The sequence below is a fragment of the Stenotrophomonas sp. K-6 genome (assembly GCF_056861555.1).
Window position 1 is genome coordinate 395,413 of the sequence record NZ_JBSPUC010000004.1, and the last position, 22,160, is coordinate 417,572.

The following is a 22,160-nucleotide window of genomic DNA, read 5'->3' on the forward strand; positions in this document are numbered from 1 at the left end:
GGGCCGCCTCACCTCATGGCGAGGCCCCTGCCCCGATCCGGTACGACGGCGGCGTTGCGCCCATCAGATGGGTGACGAAGTAGTCCCACATCCGGCGCATGTAGTAATCGTCGTTGCGGAACAGCTCGTGGTCCTGGTTGGGCAGGTACAGCAGGTCGTAGTCCTTGTTGGCCAGCGTGAGGGCACGCGCCAACTGCAGGGTGAGCGCCGGCATCGCGTTCTCGTCCAGGTCGCCGTAGACCAGCATCAGCCGGCCCTGCAGGCGGTCGGCCAGTGCATCGTTGGCCAACGGCTGGAACAACGGCGGCACCGCACCTGGTTGCGGACGCACGCGGGTGCCGTCGGCATAGACCGGCTGGCCGCCGACCAGGCGGTCCATGCCGTGGATCGCGCCGCCGTACATGCCCTGGAAACTGTGGCTGCCGGCCGAGGCCACGCCGACCGTGTAGAACGCCGGGTAACGCAGCAGGGCACGCGCTGCGCTGTAGCCGCCGAAAGAATGTCCGTAGATGCCGACCCGCGTCAGGTCCATGCCGCGATAGCGTTCCGCCAGTTCGCGGATCGCCGCGACATGATCGTCCAGCTGCAGATCGGCGGCGGTCAGGAAGCTGGCATCGTGGAAGGCTTTGGAGCGACCAGGCGTACCGCGCGCATCGATGCTCACCACCACGAAGCCGAGTTGGGCCAGACTTGAGCGCGCCACCGGATTCATCGTCGCGGTGGCGTCGACAAAACCGACCGGCGCATTGGTGATGTGGGGTCCGCCGTACATCGCATCAATCACCGGATGCCGTCCGTCATCGTGGTAGCCGGGCGGCAGGTAGACCGTGGCCTGCAGGCCGGTCCGGCCGTCGGCCGCCAGGACAGTGACCCGCTGTGGCGGGACCCAGCCAGCCGCGCGCACGGCACGATCATCGGCACGTTCCAGCGGCAGCACCACGCGTCCATCAGTCGTCGAGCGCAGTACGCTGACCGGTGCTTGGTCCACCCGCGAGTAACTGTCGACCACGTACGCCGCCGAGGGTGACAGCAGGTGGGAGGCACGCCCACCCATCAACAGCCCGGCGCCAGCATCGATCGCATGATCGGCCGCTTCCGGTGTGAGCAGGACCGGGGTGCCGCCGTCCAGTGAGACCCGATAAAGGCGCCGCTGGTAGGGATCACCCGGCTCGCGCCCACCGGCGGTGAACAGCACCTGGCCGCGCGCTTCATCGACGCCGACCACATCGCGCACCAGCCATTCGCCCCGGGTCAGCTGACGGATGATGTGGCCATCGCGGCGATCGATCAGATACAGATGACCCCAGCCATCCTGCTGGGAGAACCAGACGATGCCGTTGCCGTGCTGCAGTACGTGCACGGCCGGCCGGTTGTAGGGGTAGCTGTTGAGCTGCACGCGGGTATCGCTGCGCTCTTCCCGCACGGTGCGCACGCTACCGGTCCGCACATCCACCTCGACCAGGCGCAGTCGTGCCGGGTGGTCGTAGCGCACGATCGCCGCATAGACCTTGTCCGCACCGGCCGACCAGCCCAGCACGCCGGCTTCGGTCAAGGTGTACCAGCCTTCGGGAACGGCGATATGCTGCGTGCCGCTACCATCCGCTTCAGTGACGAACCAGGCATCGCGCACCTGCTCGGCGTCGCCCAGAAGGCCCAACCGCACTTCATGCACCACCGGGCGGAAGCCATCCGTCGGGGCGGTCGCCAGGTACGGGTAAGGCAGCACCTGACGCTCGTCATAGCGGACGCCGAACAGGCGTTTGCTGTCGGGCGACCAGGTGACCGCGAAAGGCGGCATATGCATCTTGCCCGCCCGCCGCGGAATGCCGCGCAGGGCGAAATCGGGCAGTACGCCATAGCCGTGAGAGGGCTCGCCATCCATGGTGAGCGCCCGGCGCGCACCCTCGGAGCCACTGCGCAGCCAGAGGTTGTCCTGCTCGACCCGCACGCTGTGCCGACCGTCAGGTGACGGCAGATCACGGGGATCGGCAACCGGTAACGATTGGACCTCGCACGGCATCGGCAGCGTGCAGACGACCGCCTGCTGCGCGTCTACGCGAAGGGTGATCTCCAGGCCATGCCCGCTTTGGGCAACGCGGTCTACCTGCTGCATCACTTGGCCTGGATCAGCGATCCCGGCAGCGAGCAGTGCCGCATGCATCATATCGTCGTCGAACAGTGCCGTACGCGTGGTCGTCGCCGGATCGACCAGGATGTGGGTCGTGCGGCCATCTTCCTGCTGGCGGGGATACCAGAAGCGGCCGTCGGCGAGCCATCGCGGTGCGACGGCCGCATTGCGCACTTTGCCGCGCAGCTGCTGGTCCAGCACGCGTTCGGCACGCTGGTACTGCGCAAGGCCGGGCCCCACAGCCTGGGCCGACGGGCTTGCCCAGGCGCCGACCCCCAACCCCAGAACGAGCAGACAACGGACCATCCTCGAACGTGCTCCAGCCATGCCTATCGCTCCTTGATGTCGCGGTCCGGCGGGCGCATCGTCATCGTGGCGCGCTCCCTGCCAGCCTGGAGCACCGAGCATGCCGGTGCTCCAGCGCGCACTCAAGCAGCACTGCGGCAGTACGTGCGCCGCTGCTGGGCCGCTCAGGACGTCAGCTCAACTACCGGAACGAAGCCGCCGTAGATCATCCGCTTGCCATCGAACGGCATCGGATTGCTCTCTGGATCCATCCGCGGATCGTCCATCATCTTCTGCATGCCGGCATCGCGCGTGGCCTTGTCCGGCCACTCGATCCAGGAGAACAGCACGGTCTCGTCCTCCTTGGCTTCCACCGCGCGATGGAAGTCGGTCTGCTTGCCGTGCGGGACATCATCACCCCAGCACTCCACCACGCGCAGGGCGCCGTGCTGGATGCAGATCGCATCGCCCATCCGGGCGTGCTTGAGGAAGGCCTCTTTGTTCGCGGTCGGGACAGCCAGTACGAAACCATCGATATACGCCATGGCAGAGCTCCAGATGACGCGCCGGAATGGGCGCCTTCAAGGCATACGACGAATCAGGGGGCGGAAGATCGACAGTGCGCCGACGGCCCTTCGCGGTGGGTGAACGCCTCTGGTCCGGGGCCTTGGGTCAGAAAACTCTGAATCAGAGTGAGGAACTTCCTGATGTTGCAGCTGACGCATCCAGCACATGATGGCGATGCCGGGCAGGACGCCCCACGGCGCCCTGCGGTCCAACGCCCACGGCATGGACCTCGGTGTATTCAGGAGGATGGACGCGTTAGCCGATTACTCCCCAAGAGCGGCTTCCCCAGCGCGTGACGCCCCGCAAGGGCACCGTCGTGACCAGAGTCCTTTCCCCGCACGGTTCCCGTGCGTGGCCTTCCACGCTTCTTCTCAGCAGCCCGCGTGATGGTCGGGCAGTACGGACGTTCACGCCTTCGTCGCCTGAAGAAATGCCACGCGCGTATGCCAGAGCCCGTCTGAACGGCGCCCCAAAATTCACGTTTGTGCAGCGGGTCAACTTCAGGGCGGGTTGTGTCGAATAACGGAGAATTTACATTTCCGATGCAGTCCGGCTCAAACCGGGTGCAAGTAGTCCAAGACATAAAGGTGTACCCCCATGAAGACCTCGTTGATTGCTCTGGCCCTGGCTGCCGCCCTCCCGTTCACCGCTTCGGCGGCTGAAGGCCTGTCCTACAACTACGCTGAAGCCGACTACGTCAAGACCGACGCAGATGGCGGCAAGGCCGATGGTTGGGGCGTGAAGGGTTCCTACGCCTTCCACCCGAACTTCCACGCCTTCGGCGAGTACAACCAGCAGAAGACCGACATCGGCAACTTCAAGGTTGACCAGTGGCGCGTGGGTGTCGGCTACAACCAGGAAATCGGCAACAGCACCGACTTCGTGGGCCGCGTTGCCTACAACAAGTTCGACCCGAAGGAAGGCCTGGATTTCAACGGCTACAGCGCTGAAGCCGGTATCCGTACCGCGTTCGGCCAGCACGCCGAAGTCTATGCCATGGCCGGCTACGAGGATTACAGCAAGAAGCACGGCGTCAATCCGGATGGCCAGTTCTACGGCCGCCTGGGTGGCCAGGTGAAGTTGAACCAGAACTGGGGCATCAACGGCGACATCAAGATGGATCGCCACGGTGACAAGGAATGGTCGGTCGGCCCGCGCTTCAGCTGGTAATCCCAGCGTGACCGCATCGCCACGTGCCTGATCGGCGTGGCAGGAAAGGCCCGGCATCGCCGGGCCTTTTTCGTGGGCGCGATCCAGGCACGGGGCCCGAGGGATAATGAGTCACTTTCATGGAGATGCCCGATGTCCCCATCCACCGATCTGCAGCAGCCACGCCTCGGCTGTGGTGCCGTCATCCAGCGCGCCGATGGCGCGATCCTGCTGGTCCAGCGCGGGCGCCCGCCCGAGCAGGGGCATTGGGGACTACCCGGTGGCAAGGTCGACTGGATGGAAGCCGTCGAACACGCGGTGATCCGTGAGGTGGAAGAGGAGACCGCACTCCAGGTGACGGTGGAACGCCTGTTGTGCGTGGTCGATCATTTCGAGCCGGCGCTTGGCCAGCACTGGGTCGCCCCGGTGTATCTGGTGCGGGCGCAGGACACCACAATCGCGTCCGTGCAGGAGCCCGAGGCACTGCTCGGGCTGGGTTGGTTCACCGCGGATGCGCTGCCCGCGCCGCTGACGCTCTCTACGCGCAAGGCCCTGGAACACCTCTCGATCGCGCACTGACTCCTCGCGCGCAGGGCGCTCAGCGTCGTGCGGCGGCGCCCTCTCCCCGCGCCACGGCCTCCACTTCGGCCAGGCTTGTGATGGCGTAGTCGCCCGGCGTGGACATCGCCACCGCGCCATGTGCCGCGCCCAGGTCCACCGCTGCCTGCTCGCCCTTGCCGCTGAGCAGCGCATGCACCACGCCGGCCACGAAGGCATCGCCACCGCCGACACGGTCGAGCAGGTCTACTTCGCGTGCGGCGGAGACATACAGTTGCGACCGCGTGCGCAGCGCACCGGCCCAGCCGTGGCGGGCGGCGTTGGCGGCGTCGCGCAGCGTGAACGCCACGGCCTGCAGCGCCGGAAACTGCGTCATCGCGCGCACGGCGGCCGCCTCCGCCGGACCGACATCCATCGGCGTGTGGCGGCGCCCGAGATCGCTCAGGTCCATGCCCAGGCACGCTGCGAAGGAATACTCATCGCCGATCAACAGGTCGCACTCGGCCGCGATGGCGCAGTTGGCGTGGCGCGCGGCATCCGGGTCGGGGTGGCTGTTCCAGAGGCTGGCGCGGTAGTTGAGATCGTAGGAGACCGCCACGCCGTGTCGGCGCGCGGCCCGCACCGCGGTGATCGCGGTCTGCGCGCTGTGCTCGGACAGCGCGGCGAAGATCCCGCCGGTGTGCAGCCAGCGCACGCCGTGCTGCCCGAACAGCGCATCCCAGTCCAACGCCTGCGGCTGCAGCTGCGAGGCCGCCGAGTACGCGCGATCGGACATACCCAGCGGCGCACGCACCCCGAAACCACGCTCGGTGAAGTTCAGGCCCATCCGGGTGTTGCGGCCGATGCCATCGTAGTCGCGCCACACGATCTGGCTGGCATCCACCCCACCGGCCTGGATCAGCTGTTGGGCAAGCAGCCCCAGCTCGTTGCGCGGCAGAGCGGTGAGCACCCCGGTGCGATGGGCGAAGGTGCTGCACAGGCCGCGGGCGACGTTGTACTCGCCACCACCCTCCCACACATTGAACTGGCGCGCGCTGCGGATCCGGCCTTCGCCGGGATCCAAGCGCAGCATCACCTCTCCAAGTGCCAGTGCGTCCCAGCGCTGCCCCGTGTCGGGTGCCACGACGAAGGTCTGGGCACTCATCGCGCCGGGCACCCGAGCAGCGCCAGATCGATGCCCGCGGCCATGCGCCGGTAGCCCTCGTCGTTGGGATGCAGGTGGTCGCGGGTGATCGCCTCGGGCAGGTGCTCCGGGTTGGACGGATCGCGCAGGATCTGGTCGAAGTCGATGAGGCCATCGAAGCCGCTGCGGCCGCCGCGCATCCAGGTGTTGAGGGTGGTGCGGGTGGCGGCCGCGATGGGCTCGTAGCGGTCCGAGCCACCGAAGGGCGTGATCGTGGCGGCAATCGGGCGGATGCCGTGGCTGTGCAGCCGTTCGGCGATCTGCCGGTAGCCCAGCACCATGTCCTCGGCGTTGCGGCCGGCCACGGGCGGGGTGCCGCCATCATGGCGGATGTCGTTGATGCCTTCGAACAGGATCACGCGGTCCACGTTCGGCAGCGCGATCACATCGCGGTCCAGCCGCGCCAGCGCGCTGTGGCTGCGGCCGTGATCCATGACCTTGTTGCCGCTGATGCCGGCGTTGACCACCACCACCTGGTCCGGGCATGCCTGCTGCAGGCGGGCGGACAGCAGCGCCGGCCAGTCGCCATTGCTGCCACGGGTGGCGGTGGCGCCTTCGGTGATGGAGTCGCCCAGGGCGACCACCACCACCGGCTTGCTGGCGCGTTCGGCCAGCACGGCAGAGACCACGTTCTGGCGGTAGGCGAGCTTGACCGCGTCGCCCACGGTGGCTGCGCGGCCATCGGCGATGCGCAGCGCGGTGCGGCGCACGGCCGGGCGGGTGGCATCGGGGAAGTACACGGTGAGCGAGACGTCGGCCAGCGCCGGCGCGGTGATCGCGACCGGATCGCTGAGCAGCGCGGCGCCGACCGGCACCACGATCTCGCCGCGACCATTGAAGGTGACCGGCTTGGCCGCGGTGGCGGTGCCGGTGAGGTGGGCCGAGGCCCCGCCGATATGCAGCGGGGCCTGGCCGAGTTCATTGCTGACGCGGAAGCGCAGGGCGCGTGCCGAACTGGCCAGGCGCATGTCCTGGCGCACGGTCTGGTTGGCGAACTGCACCGGGGCCTCGGGGGTACCATCAAGACGGTCCGGTGCCGGCGAGGCGGTCCAGGCCGGCACCCAGACCTGGGCCTGGGCGGGCAGCGCCGCGGCGCTGGTGGCAAGTGCAAGAGAGAATGCAGTGATCCAGCGCAGCATGGCGGCCCTCCCAGGCGGTCAGCGGGTCAATCAGGAGAAGTAGGTGCCGCCGTTGACGTCGACGTTGGCACCGGTGATGAAACCGGCCGCGTCGGAGGCCAGGTACACCGCGGTATCGGCGGCTTCCTGCGGTCGGCCCTGCCGGCGCAACGGCGTATTGCCGGCCACCGCGGTGCGCACTTCCGGCTTGGTGAATTCGTCATGGAAGCGGGTGGCGATCATGCCGCAGCACAGCGCGTTGACGCGGATGCCGCGCGGGCCCAGTTCCTTGGCCATGGCGCGGGTGAAGGTCATCACGGCAGCCTTGGCCGTGGCGTAGATCGCCGCGCCCGGGCCACCGCCATCGCGCCCGGCCTGGGAGGCGAAGTTCACGATCGCGCCGCCTTCGGGCATGTGCGGCACCACCGCATGCGTGGTCAGGTAGACCGAGCTCATGTTGAGGTCCATCACCTTGTGGAAGAACGCCTCATCGATCTCGGCCAGCGGACGGCGCTGGACCATGCCACCGGCGACGTTCACCAGCACATCGATCTGCGGACCGAACGCGGCCTGGGTTGCAGCGACCATCGCCGCCACGGCCTTGGCATCGGTGACATCGGCGCGATGCACGATCGCGGTACCGCCGGCGGCTTCGACCTGCCTGAGGGTCTCCTGCGCGCTGGCTTCGTCGTTGGCGTAGTTGATGCAGACCTTGGCACCGGCCGCGGCCAGCTTGAGCGAGATCTCGCGGCCGATGTCACGGCCGCCACCGGTGACGATGGCCACCTTGTCCTTGAATTGGGTCATGAAACACTCCTGTGATGCGTTGGGGGAAAGGGAAGAACAGGGCTCAGCGGCGCTCGACCGGGCCGTGGAGTTTTTCCACGCGACCGGTGACCAGCCACAGCGCCAGCAGGGAGGCCGGCACCAGGGCCGCCACCAGGATGAAAATGGGTGCGTAGGAGTCGTGGGTCATCGCCGGCACCAGCCAGGTGGTGATCAGCGTGCCGGCCACCGCGGCCATGCCGCCGAGGCCAGCGACCGAGCCGACTGATTTGCCGCTGAAGATGTCGCCGGGCAGGGTCTGGATGTTGCCGATGGCGATCTGGAAGCCGAACAGTACGAAGGCGATGGTCACCACGGCCCAGACCGGATCGGTGGCCAGCACCGCGCCCAGCAGTGCCGGGGCCATGATCGCCCCGCCCAGGGTGATCACCACCTTGCGGGCCTTGTCCACGCTCCAGCCGGCGCCGATCAGGCGGCCGGAGAGCCAGCCGCCGCCGAGGCTGCCGATCATCGCGCCGACATACGGCACCCAGGCGAAGATGCCGATCTGCTTGATGTCGAAGCCGAAGGTGTCGGCCAGGTAGAGCGGCAGCCAGGACACGAACAGCCACCAGATCGGGTCCAGGAAGAACCGCGAGATCAGGATGCCCCAGGTCTGCCGATGGCCCAGCAGCTGGCGCATGCTGGGCACGTACTCGGGGACCGGCACGGCGGGTTGTTCGGTGGGTGCATCCAGGATCAACGCGCGCTCGGCCGCGCTCACCCACGGGTGCTTGTCCGGGCCGGCGCGGTAGATGATCAGCCACGGCAGCAGCCAGATGAAGCCGATCGCACCGATCAGGATGAAGGTGCCGCGCCAGCCCAGCCACAGGAACAACACGGCGATCAGCGGTGCCGACACGATCGCGCCGATCGAAGCACCCGCATTGAACACGCCCTGTGCCAGCGCACGCTCGCGCGCCGGGAACCACTCGGCATTGGCCTTGACCGCACCCGGCCACGCGCCGGCTTCGCTGATGCCGAGCATGGCGCGCACGATACTGAAGGACAGGATGGAGTGGGTGACCGAATGCAGCGCGATCGAGATCGACCACACCGCGATCGACAGCGCAAAGCCCAGGCGTGTACCGATGATGTCGAACAGGCGGCCGAACACGAACTGGCCGGCGGCATAGAACAGCATGAACACCGTGACCAGCAGCGCGTAATCTTCCTTGGTCGCGCCGACGTCCTTGGAAATCTGCGGCCACATCACGGCCAACGCATTGCGGTCGATGTAGTTGATCACGGTGGCCACGGCGATCAGCGCCACGATCAGCCAACGGACATAGGTGCGGGCCTGTGTGGTGACCTTCATTTGCCGTCCTTGCCGGTGCGGGTGCCGGTGTCGAAGCGCTTCCAGCCACCGTCCCAGCGCCAGCTGTGTCCGCCGCCGCTCACTTCATGCGATCCGCCCTTGGCCGGATCATCGGCGATGCCCACGGCGAGCTGCTTGCCGCCGGCCAGGTCGAGCACCAGCACGTCAGCATCCTTGCCGCGGTAGTGGGTGAGGCGGTCGATGCGGCTGTTGGCGCCGCGCACGGTTTCGGCGGTGCCGTCGTACTGGCCGTGCGGTTCGAGCACACCGTAGAACGTGGTGGCAGCCTGCCCATCCACCCGCTGCAGCAGCAGTGGCTCACGGCGCAGGTTGAACGAAGGATCATTCGCACCGCTCTCGCCGATCAGGGCGCGCGAGGGCGCGGTGCTGGCGAAGCGGTAGGTATAGAAGCGGCCGTCCAGCAGCCAGGTCAGGCTGCGCGCGTCGGTGGTCGGCTCGCTGGCCGCATCGATCCACACATGCTGATAACCGTTGGCCTTGCCCAGCACCGGACGTGCGGCGACCGCGGACTGCGTCTTGAAGCCCACGTCCATGATGTGCCCGTTGAAGTGCAGCGGCAGGTCATAGCGTGCGGCCTTGCTGCCGCTGACACGCAGCAGATCCAGTACCACCGGCTCGCCGAGCGAGGGGTGCGAGAGCAGCGCCTGGGTACGGGTGAAGCTGACCCCTTCGTAGGCACCCTCCATCCGTGCCGAGGCGATCTGGGTATCGTCGCTGACCGCGAACAGCAGCGGCGTCGGCGCCAGCGGCTGGCCCTTCTTCCAGTCGCTGCCGAAGTGGCTCTGTTCGTTCACCACCAGCGTGTTGTGCGCGATGGTCTGCCGGGCCCAGCTGCTGTTCTCCGGCAGGTAGATGCCACCGGCCTTGGCCTCGATGTTGAGGAAGCGCGCCGCGCCGTAATCGGTGACCACGCGCTGGCCGTTGTCGTAGAACAGCCAGTTGAGCTTGTCGAAGTGGCCGTGGCCCATGCCCTGCTTGGTGTTCTTCATCACCAGCGCTTGGCCGCTCTCGCCGCCCATGCGCAGGATCGCCAGTGCGCCTTCGGTGCCGTCCGGGCCATCACGCAGCAGGGTCGGTACGAAGGCGAACGGCTTGGCCTTGTTCTCCGCCAGCGCCTGGGCCACCTGCAGGCCTTCGGGGGAGAGCAGCACGCGCTTCTGTGTTCTGGCGACGGACAGCAGGCGGGCATCACCGGTCTGCGCGTAGGCGATGTCGATACCGGCCACCAGTTCCTCGGTGTCCAGGCCCTTGTCGAGGATGGCATCGTTGATCGGGAAGAAGTAGCCGCCGTAGCTGCTCTGCACCAGCGCATCGACCGCCTTGAGCAGCACGCCGTCGCGGCGCTTGAAGATGCCGCGTTGCGGTTCGTTGCGCTCGATGGCGTTGGCGAACAGGATGAACGGGGCCAGCGCGTAGCGCTGGTAGTACGGGCCTTCTTCGTAATACCCGTCCGGCGAGAACAGCTGATCGACCTGCTTGAGGAAGCCGGCGCTGCCATCGCGTCTGCTGCCCTGCAGGGCCTTGTCGACGTAGCCGGCATCGCGCAGCACGTAGCCGGTCATGCCCACGGCAGCGACCGCCCAGGTAGCGTGGTTGTGGATCTTGTCGAAGTTCTCCGGCGTGCCGGACAGGAAATCGGCCATCGCGCGGAACACGTTGTCGTCGATCATCGTGCGGTCGGCGTCACTGAGCGTGTCGCGGATCGCGTCGTAGCCCTGCGCGGCGCTGACCAGCCAGACCGAATCGTTGAGGGTCTGCCAGAACAGCCGGCCGGGAATCTGGCCGCGGCCCTGCGGGTGCGCGCCCAGGCCCGGGTAGAGCTTGGCGTAACCCAGCAGCAGGTCGCGGGCGAAGGCGGCATAGGCCTTGTCGCCGGTCAGCCGATACAGCGCGCCGGCGGCCTGGATGGCCTGGTAATTGCGCTTGTGCTGTTCGTGGGTGTAACCGCCGCCCTTGTCCTTGGGCGCCGGCACGTCAATGCCGGCCTTCATCATCGCGCGCACGCGCTGTTCGGCGCGCTGCTGTTCCTTGGCGAACAGCGGCGAGCGCGCACCCTCGGTACGCATCTGCGTCCACTGCGCGGCGGTGACCAGCACCGGCGCGGTGGCGGACGCCGCGGGCAGCGCGGCCCCGCCAAGCGTGGCGGCGAGCAGCAGCATCAGGGGCGGGGCGTGATTCATGGCAGGGCCTCAACAGGGGTATCGGACAGCAACGGCGCGGTGGCCGTCAGCGGGTTGTCGCCCATGCGCAGGGTCGGTTCCCCGACGCGATGGCTGAAACGGATGCGGCCGCTGCGGTCAAAGCGGTTGTCGCGGATGCTGGCGAACTGCACGCCATGCAGGCGCAGGCTGGCGTCATCGGCCACCCCGGCCTGCTCGAACTGGTTGCCGTGCACCTGCAGCGCCGGACCGAAGGTGCTCTCGTCGGTGCCGCCGCGATACAGGCTCACCACCGGCCCGCCGATGCGGCGGAACGTGGAGTCCAGCAGATCCACCTGCTCGGCGTTGTAGGTGCCCAGATCGTCGGTCTCGGCGGCTGCGGCGATCACGCTGCCGGTGATGTCCTCCACCGTGACGTGGGCCAGTGCGATCCGCGCGGCCAGGCTGCCTTTGCCGGTGGCGATCACATCGAAGGCCTTGTTGGCGGTCAGCCCGTGTACGCGGCTGTCTTCGATGCGCAGCGTGTAGTTGAACGCCTGGCTGCCGGGCGGCACGCGGATCACCGCGTTGCCGGCGGCATCCGGGGCGAGCGCGCCGTCGATGTCCAGCCGCGCCAGGCGCAGCGAACCGCGTGCGCCGATCTCGAACAGGCTCGGCCGCGAGAACTGCACGCTGGCCTGGCCACGGGCGGGGCCGACCACGCTGAGCGGATGGTCCACCGCCAGCACCTGGCTGACGGTGTAGCGGCCACGCTGCAGCTGCAGGCGGTCGCCTGGCGCACTGGCGGCCACGGCGGCGGTAAGGGTGTCCTCGCCCGGTGCGACCGTGCGCACCGCGCCGCTGTCCAGTGCGGTGGCCGGCAGGGTCTTGGGATACCAGTCCACGCCGACCTGGTCGCGTGGGATCGGGGCCAGGTCGCGCGGGGCGCCGGCATCGATGGCGGCGGTGGGGTAGAGCAGACCGTTGGCCGCGCGCTGCAGGGTCAGGGTCTGGCCGCTGACACCGCCAGGGAAGCCGGCAGACGCGGCAGGGCTCTGCACATTGCCCGCGAACGTGATGCCGGAGAGATCGCCCTGCGTGCGCAGCAGCTCGCGGTGTCCATCGCCGATGAACACGTTGCCGGCGATGCGGCTGTTCACCGGCATCGCGTTGCGCTCTTCATCCAGCCCCGCGCCCAGTAACAGGGTGCCGACCTGGATGAAGCTGTTGCGTTCGATCACCGCCTGATCGATCTGCTCGTAACGGTTCAACGGCGCGTCGTGGGTACCGGCCATTACACTCAACGCCGCGGCGAAGTTGTCGCCGGCGATGCCTTCGAAGTAATTGTCGCGCACCGTCTGATTGCGGTTGATCACGCGCACGCCGCCGGTATGCGCCTTGCCATGGCCGAGGAACACATTGCGCTCGACCCGATTGCCGTGGCCGTGGCGCAGCACCAGCGAGCCGCGCGAGTCCTGGAAGACGTTGCCGCGGTAGGTGTTGCCGCCGGACTTGTTGGAGACGATCTCCACCTCGCCATCGCACTGCTCGAACCAGTTGTTCTCCACCAAGGTGCGCGAGTCCGACTGCGAATCATGGCTGGTGCCGATGCGCATCGTCTCGCCGCCATTGGCGCCCAGGTTGGGGCGCGGGCCGAACCAGTTGTGGTCGATGCGGTGCTGGTTGTCCAGGCCACTGGTAGCGTTGCGCACTACCACCAGGGTGGTGCCCGCATTGGTCTTGCCGACCAGCTGGTTGTGGTCGAAGCGGTTGTGCTGGCCGTACAGCGCCACCCAGTGATCGGACTGCTGGCGGTCGGGTTTGTTGTAGCGGTCGATGACGATCCCGGTCACCCGGCTGTGGTTGGCCCACTCACTGGCGGACCGCCGGAATGAAACCACTTCGCCACCCGGCGCCCAACCATCGCGGAAGACAAGGTTGGAAACCTCCAGGTGCTCACCGGCCAGACGCAGCTGGGACTGGCCGCTGAGAATTACCTTGCCGGGGGTCTGCGCCGTTAATTTAATTGGTTGACCAATTTTGCCGTTGCCCTGAAAAAGCAGGTCTACATCGCGCCAGACGCCGTCCGCCAGGATCACTGTATCGCCGGGGGCGAGGGCGCGTACGGCGGTGGCATAGGCAGCAGCGTCGCGCACCAGATAATCGGCCGCCACGGCAGGGAATGCCGCCAGGGACAGGCTCAACAGCAAGCCCTTGGCCATGGGACGCCGCGCCAACGGCGCATGCGAGTGTTGCAAAGTCACGGGCTTACCCTCCCAGATGAACCGTGGCGACTGACGCGAGACACGATCCTAACAGGTTGCCCGGCGCGCACGTCAACCACAATCGCATACCACGTTAGGTGCATGTGGTCTGTGGTTTGCGCATTTTTTTGCTGCGTCCGCACATTAATTCCACGCAAAGTGGTCTGGGCGGTGGTGCGGGGTAGACTTTAGTACCAATTCATTGACATTGGTTCATCAGTCGTGAATCTTCCGCATCGAATCCGTGTAATCGGACGATCCATCCTGGGAGGGAGATCACGATGTTGCATGACCACCGTATGGCCTCACCACGAGGCCTCCGCCGCACCGCGCTGCACAGCGCGCTGTTCTATGCCCTGTGCGCCACCGCGGCACTGCCGCTTGCCCACGCACAGGATGCCGAAACACCCGCCTCGCCGCCGGGGCAAGCCACCACGCTGGATCAGGTCCAGGTGACCGGCATCCGCGGCACCATCCAGACCTCGATCGACAAGAAGCGCGAGGAGACCGTGGTCTCCGATGTGCTGGCCGCCGACGACATTGGTGATCTGCCGGCGCTGTCGATCGGTGAAGCGATCGAAACGATCACCGGTGCCTCCACCCATCGCGAGAAGGGCGGTGCGTCGGAAATCTCGATCCGTGGCCTGGGGCCGTTCCTCGGTTCGTCCACCTTCAATGGCCGCGAGGCCACCAATGGCAGTGGCGACCGCTCGGTGAACTTCAACCAGTTCCCGTCCGAGTTGATCAACACGGTGGCGATCTACAAGACCCAGCGTGCCGACTTCGTCGAAGGTGGCGTGGCCGGCACGATCAACATGGAGACGGTCAAACCACTGGAGTACGGCAAACGCACGTTCCAGCTCGATGGCCGTGGCACTTGGCAGGACTACGATGACCGCCTCAAGGACAAGGACGGCGTCGGCTGGCGCGGTACCGCCAGCTACATCGACCAGTTCGACATGGGCAACGCCGGCAAGCTCGGTGTCTCCATCGGTGTGCAGGCGCTGGAAGGCAGCAACCCGGAAGAGATGTTCTCCAGCAGCTCCACCTGGGTGGCCTGCGATGGCCGTGAGGTGGTTGGCGCGACGCGCAACTGCACCCAGGTAAATGGCAACCAGGTGGCCGACGGCGTGCCGTACTACCTGGTGCCCAGCAGCCGCATCTACCGCCAGTTCATCGAGCACGACAAGCGCGATTCGCAGTTCGCCGCGCTGCAGTGGCGGCCCAGCGATACGGTGGAAGTGAACCTGGATTACCAGCACTCCAAGCGCGACTACACCGAAGACCGCTCGGATCTGTCGCTGTCTTCGATGATGCGCAACCTCAACAACCGCGTGGTCACTGACGATGGCGCGCTGCTGCACCACACCGGCAGCACCACGGTCGATTCCACCGGCAATTTCCTGGAGCGCCAGGAGGAATACACCGGCGGCGGGCTCAACGTGATTTTCCGGCCGAGCCCGGCTTGGACGCTGTCCACCGACCTGTCCTATTCCAATACCGAGCGCGATCAGATCGAACGCAGCACCCGCCTGCGCGCCGGTCGCACCGACGTCAACGGCAGGCCGGTCGGCGGCATCAAGAACACCCGCTACGTCGATTACACCTATGACTACAGCGGTGACGTTCCGAGCATCTATCTGGATCCGGCGTTCGACGTGAACAACCCGGACAACTTCACCGATTCGGCGCTGGTGCGTCGTCGCCAGCAGCATCGCGAGCACACCATCCGTGCCGGCCGCTTCGATGCCACGTTCACCCCGGAAAGCGGCTTCTTCACCGCGATCAAGGGTGGCCTGCGCCGCTCCGAGGCGACCTACACCGATTACACCGACACCGTGGATGTGACCACCACGAGCGTCGCGGCGATCCGCGCCGCCAACCTGGCCTGCCGCCAGGCCTTCCCGCAGGACGATTTCCTGGCCAATGCCAGTGGCAACACCATCGACCAGTGGGCCAGCTTCGACAGCCGTTGCCTGTTCAAGGCCTTCACCGGCGCGGACGACACCGGCCTGAGCGCGGACCTGCGCAACCCGGCCAACAACGATGTGACCGAGAAAACCAGCGCGCTGTACCTGATGGGCGATTACAGCGCCGAATGGTTTGGCCTGCCGGTGACCGGCAACATCGGCGTGCGTGGCGTGCGGACCGAGGTGCGCTCGGTCGGCCTGCGCAGCGGCCTGGATGTGATCAACAATCCCGACGGCACCGTGACCCTGGAGCCGACCGGCGATTTCACCTCGCAGGTGCTCAAGTCAAGCAATACCGAATGGCTGCCCAGCTTCAACGCCGCCTTCGAACTGCGCCCGGACCTGCTGCTGCGCGTCGGCGGCTATCGGGCGATGTCGCGTCCGGATCTGGCCGCTGAAGGCTATGGCCGCACCTTCAACCTGGGCGAGGTGGATACCGAGTTCAACAGCGTGGGCGATGCGCTGCGCAGCATCACGGCCACCGGCAACCCGCGCGCCAAGCCGTTGATGTCATGGAATGGCGATCTCTCGCTGGAGTGGTACGCCAACGAAGACACCATGTTGTCCGGTGCGCTGTACTACAAGCAGTTCAACGGCGGCTCGATGCCGGTGATCGTCAACGAGACCTTCGATATCGATGGTCAGAGCGTGACCGTGCCGGTGGAGCAGCTGGCCACCAGCGACCAGAAGAGCGATCTGTTCGGCGTGGAGTTCACCGCTTCGCACAGCTTCTCCTACCTGCCGGGGATCTTCTCCGGGTTGGGCGTGAAGGCCAGCTACAACTACGCCGATTCCAACTTCAGGACCGAAGACCTGCGCCTGGGCGAGTCCACCGACCCGGCCACCGGTGTGGTGACGCCGGGCATCGTCGAGCCGGCCAACATCTTCGGTCTGTCCAAGCATGTGGCCTCGGCGCAGGTGTACTGGGGCCTGGGCAAGCTCGATCTGCAGGCGATCTACAAATACCGCTCCGACTATTACCAGCAGTTTGTCGGTGACCCGTCGCAGAACCGCTATGTGCGGGACAATGGCTCGCTGGACTTCCGCGCCACCTACAAAGTGAACAAGCACCTGTCGTTGTCGCTGTCGGCCAGCAACCTCACCGATGAGCCGCGGGTGTCGGATATGCCCATCCTCGGTAGCTTCCGCGAGTACACCACGTACGGGCGGCGGTATTATCTGGGGGTGCGCTACCGCTTCTGAGGTCAGTGGCGCGGTTTTTCCGACCGCGCCGCTCTCTGAAGGCGCGGTCGCGTGTCGGTCCCCAGCCACCTGTCAGCCAGGCCTTTGATGATGTCCGAACCCCGTCTGTACCAGTCCATTGCTGCCGAAATCGTCGCGCTGATCGAGAAGGGCGAATTCCCGCCGGGCTCCCGCCTGCCGGGCGAACGCGACCTGGCCGAACGCCTGGGCGTGAGCCGGGTGACGGTGCGCGAGGCGGAAATCGCGCTGGAAGCGCAGGGCCTGATCACCATCAAGACCGGCTCGGGCGTGTATGTGAAGGCCAAGCCATCACAGGCGCCGGGCGCACTGCCCGACGTCTCGGCGTTCGACCTGACCGCGGCACGTGCGGTGATCGAGGCCGAGGCGGCCGCGATGGCGGCCAGCCGCATCACCGATGCCGAACTGGAGGACCTGGCCGGCCTGATCGCCGCCATGGTCGACCCGAATTCGGGTGAGGCGGCGGCCAGCGAGGCCGATCGCCAGTTCCACCTGTCGATCGCGCGGATCGCCGGCAACCCGGTGGTGGAGCACTGCGTGCAGCTGATCTGGCGGATGCGCAACGAGCTGCCGCGGGTCAAGCAGGTCTACGCCAACGTCTGCCACAACGACGATGACACCCGCGACGAGGAACATACCCGGATTCTGGATGCACTGCGCCAGCGCGACCCGGCAGCGGCGCGGTCGGCCATGCGCAACCACTTCCAGCGGCTGTTCGAATCGATGCTGGAAGCTACCGAGAATGAAGCGCTGGCTGAAATCCGCCGGCGCACCCAGCAGGACCGCGAACGCTTCATGGCCGCGACCGGGCACTGAGCCCGGCGCGTATCGGCGGGCTTATTCGCCCTGGTACTGCTTTTCTTCGACCAGCTGCGAGCCGGCGATGCGGTTGATTTCGTTCTTCACTTTGACCCGCTCGCCATTGGTGCCATAGACACCGCGCGCCAGCTGGATGAAGGCATCGTCGAACACCTGCGCCGCTTCCTTGTCGCGCAGCTGATCCTGGATCTCCCACATGCGCTCGTTGATTGCCTTGAGCTGCGTCTTCAGTGCTTCCAGCCCCGGCTGAGCGCTTACCTGCTGCTGCCACAGCGGCCACAGGCCATCGAGTTCCTTGCGGACGTTGGCGTTCTTGCCGGCATCGGCAATGCGTTCGGCCTTGATTTCCAGGATGGTGATCTTGTCGATCAGCTCGCCAATCGATACCGGGGTCAGGATCGCGTCCACGCCATTACTCGCAACAGGTCAGAGCGGCCATGATACCGCGCACCCCCGGGCACCACCCTGACGCAGGATTTACAGAAACGTTGCGCCGATCGGGTGGCCACGCCATGGCGGCTTTACGCCGGTCCTGAGGACACTGTCGCTCTCGACGGCGCGGCTGTCATCTGGAGTGGGACACGTGGTGGGTAAACCTTTGAAACAGCGCCTGCGCTGCGGCGCGGTGCTGGTTGGGCTGGTCATGAGTGGTGCGGCAGCGGCCGCTGTGGAAGGCACGGCGACGCTGACCTCGGATTACGTCTGGCGCGGCAGCTCCCAGAGCGACGGCGATCCGGCCGTGCAGGCCGGCGTGAAGTTCAGCGCGGCCAACGGCTGGTATGCCTCGGCCTGGGGCTCGGGCGTCTCGTTCACGCCGGACAACGGCGCGCGCAGCGAATTCGATCTCGTCGCCGGCTGGAGCGGTGCGGTGGCGCCGGACTGGAGCGTGGACGTCAACCTGACCCGCTACCTCTATCCCTCGACCACCGTCGATCTGGACTGGACCGAGCTCAACGGCACGGTGACCTGGCGGCAACGCGCCTGGCTGCAGGTCGGCGTCTCCGACAACGCGCTGGCCGGCGGCCACGGCGGCACCTATGCGCAGCTCGGTGCGCGTCTGCCGCTGGGCGGGCAGTGGCGTGTCGAGGGCGCGGTAGGCCACTACTGGCTGGACAGCGCGCAGGCCGATGATTACCTGCACGGCCAGCTCAGCGTGGTGTGGCGTGTGCACGGACCGTGGGAGCTGCGGGTGACCGGGCACGACACCGACGGTGCCGCGAAACAGTTGTTTCCGGGCAATGCGGGATCGCGCGTCGAGGTCGCGGTACAAACCGCTTTCTGAGGCGGGCGGGCACCTACGCCCGCCGCTTTGCCTGCGACACCGCCCAGATGCCCATCGCCACCAGCGCAACGCCCGCACCGGTGACGCACACACCGGTCCAGCCAAAGCGATCAAAGACCTGCGCCGAGACCAGTGAGCCCAGCGAGCCACCGATGAAATAGCCCGTCATGTAGCCGGCATTGAGCCGGTTGCGTGCTTCCGGGCGCAGTGCATACACCACGTTCTGGTTGCTCACATGCAACAGCTGCGCAGCCAGATCGAGCACGATCACGCCCAGCACCAGTGCGATCAGCGAGTGCGTGGAGAAGCCCAGCGGGAGCCATGACGCGGCCAGCAGCACCAGCGCCACGGTCGTCGCCAACGCAGCCTTGCCACGGTCGGCCATGCGCCCGGCCACCCCGGCGGCCAGCGTGCCGGCCGCACCCACCAGCCCGAACAGGCCTATCGTTGCATCGCTGTAGCCATACGGTTCGGCCGCGAGCAGGAACGCCAGCGGTGTCCAGAAGATCGCGAACATCGCAAAGCTCAGCGCACCCAGCACCGTACGCAGCCGGAACACCGGCTCCTGCGCGAACAGCGTGCCGATCGAGCGCAGCAGCTGCAGATAGCCCAGGCCGGCAGTCTGATGGAAGCGCGGCAGATGCCGATACAACATGCCCGTGGTCAGCACCAGCGCTGCGGCGGCGATCCAGTACACGGTGCGCCAGTCGCCCAGCGAGGAGAGCGCGCCGGCCACGGTGCGTGCCAGCAGGATGCCGAGCAGCAGGCCGCTCATCACCGTGCCGACCACCTGGCCGCGCTCTTCCGGCCGCGCCAGCGTCGCCGCGAACGGCACCAGCACCTGTGCCACCACCGAGAACAGGCCGGTCAGCGCGGTGCCCACCAGCAGCCAGACGAACTGATGGCTGAGCGCGCTCAGCACCAGCCCCGCCGCCGACAGCAGCGACATCACCACGATCAGCCGGCGCCGTTCGAACAGATCGCCCAGCGGCACCAGCAGGATCAGGCCCGCCGCATAGCTCAGCTGGGCCACGGTCACCACCGTGCCGGCACGCGCGAAGGACACCCCGAACTGCCCGGCGATGGTGTGCAGCAGCGGCTGCGCGTAATAGTTGCTGGCCACGGCCACACCAGTGGCGAAGGCCATCAGCAGAACCTGCCAGCGGCTGAGTGGCGAGGGCACGTCGTGGGTCATGACGGGCTCCAGGAGAGAAGGGGCGCCAGTGTCCGCCCGATCGGAAAATGAGGGAAATGAATAGTTATCATCCAATCCATCTGAAAATGAGATGGCGCAATGAACCTCAAGCAGCTCGAGTTCGCGGTGGCGCTGGCCGAGGAAGGCAACTTCACCCGTGCCGCGCAGCGCTGCCACGTCGTGCAGTCGGCGCTGAGCCACCAGATCGCCCATCTCGAAGACGAACTGCAGGCCACGCTGTTCGAGCGCCTGCCGCGTCAGGTCAGAGTAACGCCCGCCGGTGAAGCACTTTTGACGCACGCACGGCAGGTGCTTGCCTCGCTGCGGCATCTGCGCGATGACGTTGCCGCCGTCGGTGGCCAGGTGCGCGGCATCCTGCACATCGGCCAGATCACCTCGTTGACCGCCGTGGATCTGGTCGCTTGCCTTGCGGCCTTTCACCAGCGCTATCCGCAGGTCGAGTTCCGCCTGCGCATGGACAAGAGCGAAGTGCTGATGGCCGACGTGCGCGAGCGGCGGCTGGATGTGGCGCTGGTCGGGCTGTCACCGGGCACCCCGATCGAGGGCGCCCAGCACCGATTGCTGGCCGAGGAGGCGATGGTGGCCGTGCTGCCCCCGGACCATGCCTTGGCGAGGCGTAAACGGCTCTCGCTGGCGACGCTGGCCGAGCTGCCTCTGGTGGACTTCCCGCACGGGAGCGGTGCGCGCCGGCAGACCGATGAAGCCTTCGCCGCCGCCGGACTGCCCCATCGGGTGCCGTTCGAGATCAATCACATGGCGCTGGTCGAGCGCTTTGTACAGCAAGGGTTGGCGGTGGGCATCGTGCCGCAGGCCATCGCGGCCGGCTTCAGCGATGTTGCCTGTGTGGCGATCCAGGGCGCACCGACGCGGCGCGTGCATGCGGTCTGGTCACACCTTCCCACGCCGGCGGCGCGGGCCTTCGTTGAGGTACTGCTGCAGCACGTGGCCCCGGCACCGGAGCCACGCACCACGGCCTCACTCAGGCGCCGCGCACACGCAGGGTCAGGCCCTTGAGGAAATTGCGCAGCATCTGATCACCGCAGGCGCGGTAGTTCTTGTGGTCCGGCTGACGGAACAGTGCGGACAGTTCCGGCTTGGAGACCGAGAACCCGGCGGCGTCGAACACTTCGTGCATGTCCACGTCCTTCAGCTGGAAGGCGACGCGCAGCTTCTTCAGCACCAGGTTGTTGGTGATGCGCTTTTCCACCGGGCGCACCGGCTGGCTCTCGTCGCGGCCACGGAAATGCACGATCAGGCCATCCAGGAAATGCGCCAGGGTGCGGTCGTCGCAGGGCACGAAGCCTTCTTCGTCTTCCTTGCGCAGCCAGCCGGCCACATCGGCCTTGTCGACCACGAAGGCCGGATCGGCCAGGGCACAGGTGTCGGCGATCATGCCGTCGCTGAGGTCGAGCATGTAGCGGATGCTGCGCAGTACATCGTTGTTGATCATGGGACGTCCAATACCGCCGGCGCGGCTGCGCGGCTGGCGGCCATTTTACCCCGTGGCGGACGCGTGGCCGGCTGCGACCGGTGGTCGCTGTCATCTGGCTGCCATGAAAGTGAAGCACAGTGCCGCGATCAGGCATCGACAGGTAGTGGAGCAGGCAATGCGCAGGTGGCAGGTACTCGGGTGTGTGGGCATGTTGATGGCAGGCCAGGCAGGGGCGCAGGTCCCGTATGTGGCGCTGGAGCAGCGGCTGGATCCGCAGGCGCTGGCCGAGGTCGGGCTGACCCCGGCCCAGCTGCAGACGCTGAACCGCCTGCTGCGCCAGGCCGAGGCCGAGACCCCGGCACCAGTCGCCGTCGCGGCGGCCCCTGCCGCAGGCCCGGGCGTGCCGACACCGGCCCCGATGTTCCCCGGGCTGGACGACGGCCCCATCACCGCCAAGGTCACCGGCCAGGTGAGCGGCTGGGCCCCCGGCACGGTGTTCACCCTCGATAACGGCCAGCAATGGCAGGTGCTCAAGGGCGAGATGACGCTCAAGACCGCCCGCAGCAACCCCGAGATTGTCGTGGTGCCGGGCATTGCCGGCCGCTGGTTCCTGCAGGTGGATGAAGACCTGCCCAAGGCACGGGTGTTCCGCATCCGCTGACGCGA

At 66.8% G+C, this 22,160-nt stretch carries 18 protein-coding genes; 7 read left to right on the forward strand and 11 right to left on the reverse strand.

The features are described 5' to 3' along the window. Window positions 1-13: 13 nt before the first annotated feature. Both AC13F7_RS14745 and AC13F7_RS14750 read right to left on the reverse strand, forming a co-directional pair. Window positions 14-2,455: a S9 family peptidase gene (locus AC13F7_RS14745; protein WP_483001730.1), complete on the reverse strand. Its 2,442-nt coding sequence runs from the start codon at window positions 2,453-2,455 to the stop codon at window positions 14-16. Window positions 2,456-2,598: 143 nt separating this feature from the next. Further along, window positions 2,599-2,958 (reverse strand): DUF1428 domain-containing protein, encoded by a 360-nt coding sequence (locus tag AC13F7_RS14750; RefSeq protein WP_483001732.1) that lies wholly within the window; start codon window positions 2,956-2,958, stop codon window positions 2,599-2,601. A 619-nt stretch (window positions 2,959-3,577) separates the two neighbouring features. On the opposite strand from AC13F7_RS14750, the gene AC13F7_RS14755 reads away from it, so the two are divergent. Next, window positions 3,578-4,150 (forward strand): OmpO family porin, encoded by a 573-nt coding sequence (locus tag AC13F7_RS14755; protein ID WP_478056471.1) that lies wholly within the window; start codon window positions 3,578-3,580, stop codon window positions 4,148-4,150. Window positions 4,151-4,282: 132 nt separating this feature from the next. Next, window positions 4,283-4,708: an NUDIX domain-containing protein gene (locus AC13F7_RS14760; RefSeq protein WP_481469359.1), complete on the forward strand. Its 426-nt coding sequence runs from the start codon at window positions 4,283-4,285 to the stop codon at window positions 4,706-4,708. Between the two features lie 19 nt (window positions 4,709-4,727). On the opposite strand, the gene AC13F7_RS14765 is transcribed toward AC13F7_RS14760, so the two are convergent. From AC13F7_RS14765 to AC13F7_RS14790, 6 genes are read right to left on the reverse strand one after another with little or no spacing between them, the layout of a single operon-like run. After that, a complete protein-coding gene (locus AC13F7_RS14765; RefSeq protein ID WP_483001735.1) occupies window positions 4,728-5,831 on the reverse strand; it encodes a sugar kinase in 1,104 nt (367 codons plus the stop codon). Beyond that, window positions 5,828-7,009 (reverse strand): GDSL-type esterase/lipase family protein, encoded by a 1,182-nt coding sequence (locus AC13F7_RS14770; RefSeq protein WP_483001737.1) that lies wholly within the window; start codon window positions 7,007-7,009, stop codon window positions 5,828-5,830. Before AC13F7_RS14770 ends, AC13F7_RS14765 begins: the two co-directional genes overlap by 4 nt. 30 nt (window positions 7,010-7,039) lie before the next feature. Then, window positions 7,040-7,795 (reverse strand): SDR family NAD(P)-dependent oxidoreductase, encoded by a 756-nt coding sequence (locus AC13F7_RS14775; protein WP_483001739.1) that lies wholly within the window; start codon window positions 7,793-7,795, stop codon window positions 7,040-7,042. Between the two features lie 43 nt (window positions 7,796-7,838). Beyond that, the gene (locus AC13F7_RS14780; protein ID WP_483001741.1) at window positions 7,839-9,131 is read right to left on the reverse strand and encodes an MFS transporter; all 1,293 of its coding nucleotides are present in this window, start codon (window positions 9,129-9,131) and stop codon (window positions 7,839-7,841) included. After that, a complete protein-coding gene (locus AC13F7_RS14785) occupies window positions 9,128-11,332 on the reverse strand; it encodes an oligoalginate lyase (RefSeq protein WP_483001743.1) in 2,205 nt (734 codons plus the stop codon). The genes AC13F7_RS14780 and AC13F7_RS14785 overlap by 4 nt, the downstream gene beginning before the upstream one ends. Further along, on the reverse strand, window positions 11,329-13,512 hold the full coding sequence (locus tag AC13F7_RS14790; protein ID WP_483001745.1) for a polysaccharide lyase 6 family protein: 2,184 nt from the start codon (window positions 13,510-13,512) through the stop codon (window positions 11,329-11,331). Before AC13F7_RS14790 ends, AC13F7_RS14785 begins: the two co-directional genes overlap by 4 nt. 341 nt (window positions 13,513-13,853) lie before the next feature. Between AC13F7_RS14790 and AC13F7_RS14795 the strand changes: the two genes are divergently transcribed. Continuing rightward, window positions 13,854-16,727 (forward strand): TonB-dependent receptor, encoded by a 2,874-nt coding sequence (locus tag AC13F7_RS14795; RefSeq protein WP_483001747.1) that lies wholly within the window; start codon window positions 13,854-13,856, stop codon window positions 16,725-16,727. Window positions 16,728-16,817: 90 nt separating this feature from the next. Further along, window positions 16,818-17,561: a FadR/GntR family transcriptional regulator gene (locus tag AC13F7_RS14800; protein WP_088432357.1), complete on the forward strand. Its 744-nt coding sequence runs from the start codon at window positions 16,818-16,820 to the stop codon at window positions 17,559-17,561. 21 nt (window positions 17,562-17,582) lie between these two features. Here AC13F7_RS14800 and AC13F7_RS14805 read toward each other — a convergent pair whose 3' ends face one another. Further along, the gene (locus AC13F7_RS14805; protein ID WP_353085067.1) at window positions 17,583-17,972 is read right to left on the reverse strand and encodes a DUF6165 family protein; all 390 of its coding nucleotides are present in this window, start codon (window positions 17,970-17,972) and stop codon (window positions 17,583-17,585) included. A gap of 235 nt (window positions 17,973-18,207) precedes the next feature. Between AC13F7_RS14805 and AC13F7_RS14810 the strand changes: the two genes are divergently transcribed. Then, complete coding sequence (locus tag AC13F7_RS14810; RefSeq protein WP_483001789.1) at window positions 18,208-18,846, forward strand: TorF family putative porin; 639 nt, start codon at window positions 18,208-18,210, stop codon at window positions 18,844-18,846. A 13-nt stretch (window positions 18,847-18,859) separates the two neighbouring features. Here the strand turns inward: AC13F7_RS14810 and AC13F7_RS14815 are convergent, their stop codons facing one another. Continuing rightward, on the reverse strand, window positions 18,860-20,041 hold the full coding sequence (locus AC13F7_RS14815; RefSeq protein WP_483001749.1) for an MFS transporter: 1,182 nt from the start codon (window positions 20,039-20,041) through the stop codon (window positions 18,860-18,862). A 99-nt stretch (window positions 20,042-20,140) separates the two neighbouring features. On the opposite strand from AC13F7_RS14815, the gene AC13F7_RS14820 reads away from it, so the two are divergent. Further along, window positions 20,141-21,076: a LysR family transcriptional regulator gene (locus AC13F7_RS14820; RefSeq protein ID WP_483001752.1), complete on the forward strand. Its 936-nt coding sequence runs from the start codon at window positions 20,141-20,143 to the stop codon at window positions 21,074-21,076. Here AC13F7_RS14820 and AC13F7_RS14825 read toward each other — a convergent pair. Further along, window positions 21,042-21,512, reverse strand: a complete 471-nt coding sequence (locus AC13F7_RS14825) for a YehS family protein (RefSeq protein ID WP_088432353.1) — start codon at window positions 21,510-21,512, stop codon at window positions 21,042-21,044. The two genes, AC13F7_RS14820 and AC13F7_RS14825, sit on opposite strands and share 35 nt — an antisense overlap. Before the next feature lie 157 nt (window positions 21,513-21,669). Here AC13F7_RS14825 and AC13F7_RS14830 point away from each other — a divergent pair, with 157 nt between their 5' ends. Then, the gene (locus AC13F7_RS14830; RefSeq protein ID WP_481469377.1) at window positions 21,670-22,155 is read left to right on the forward strand and encodes a hypothetical protein; all 486 of its coding nucleotides are present in this window, start codon (window positions 21,670-21,672) and stop codon (window positions 22,153-22,155) included. The last annotated feature ends 5 nt before the right edge of the window (window positions 22,156-22,160 follow it).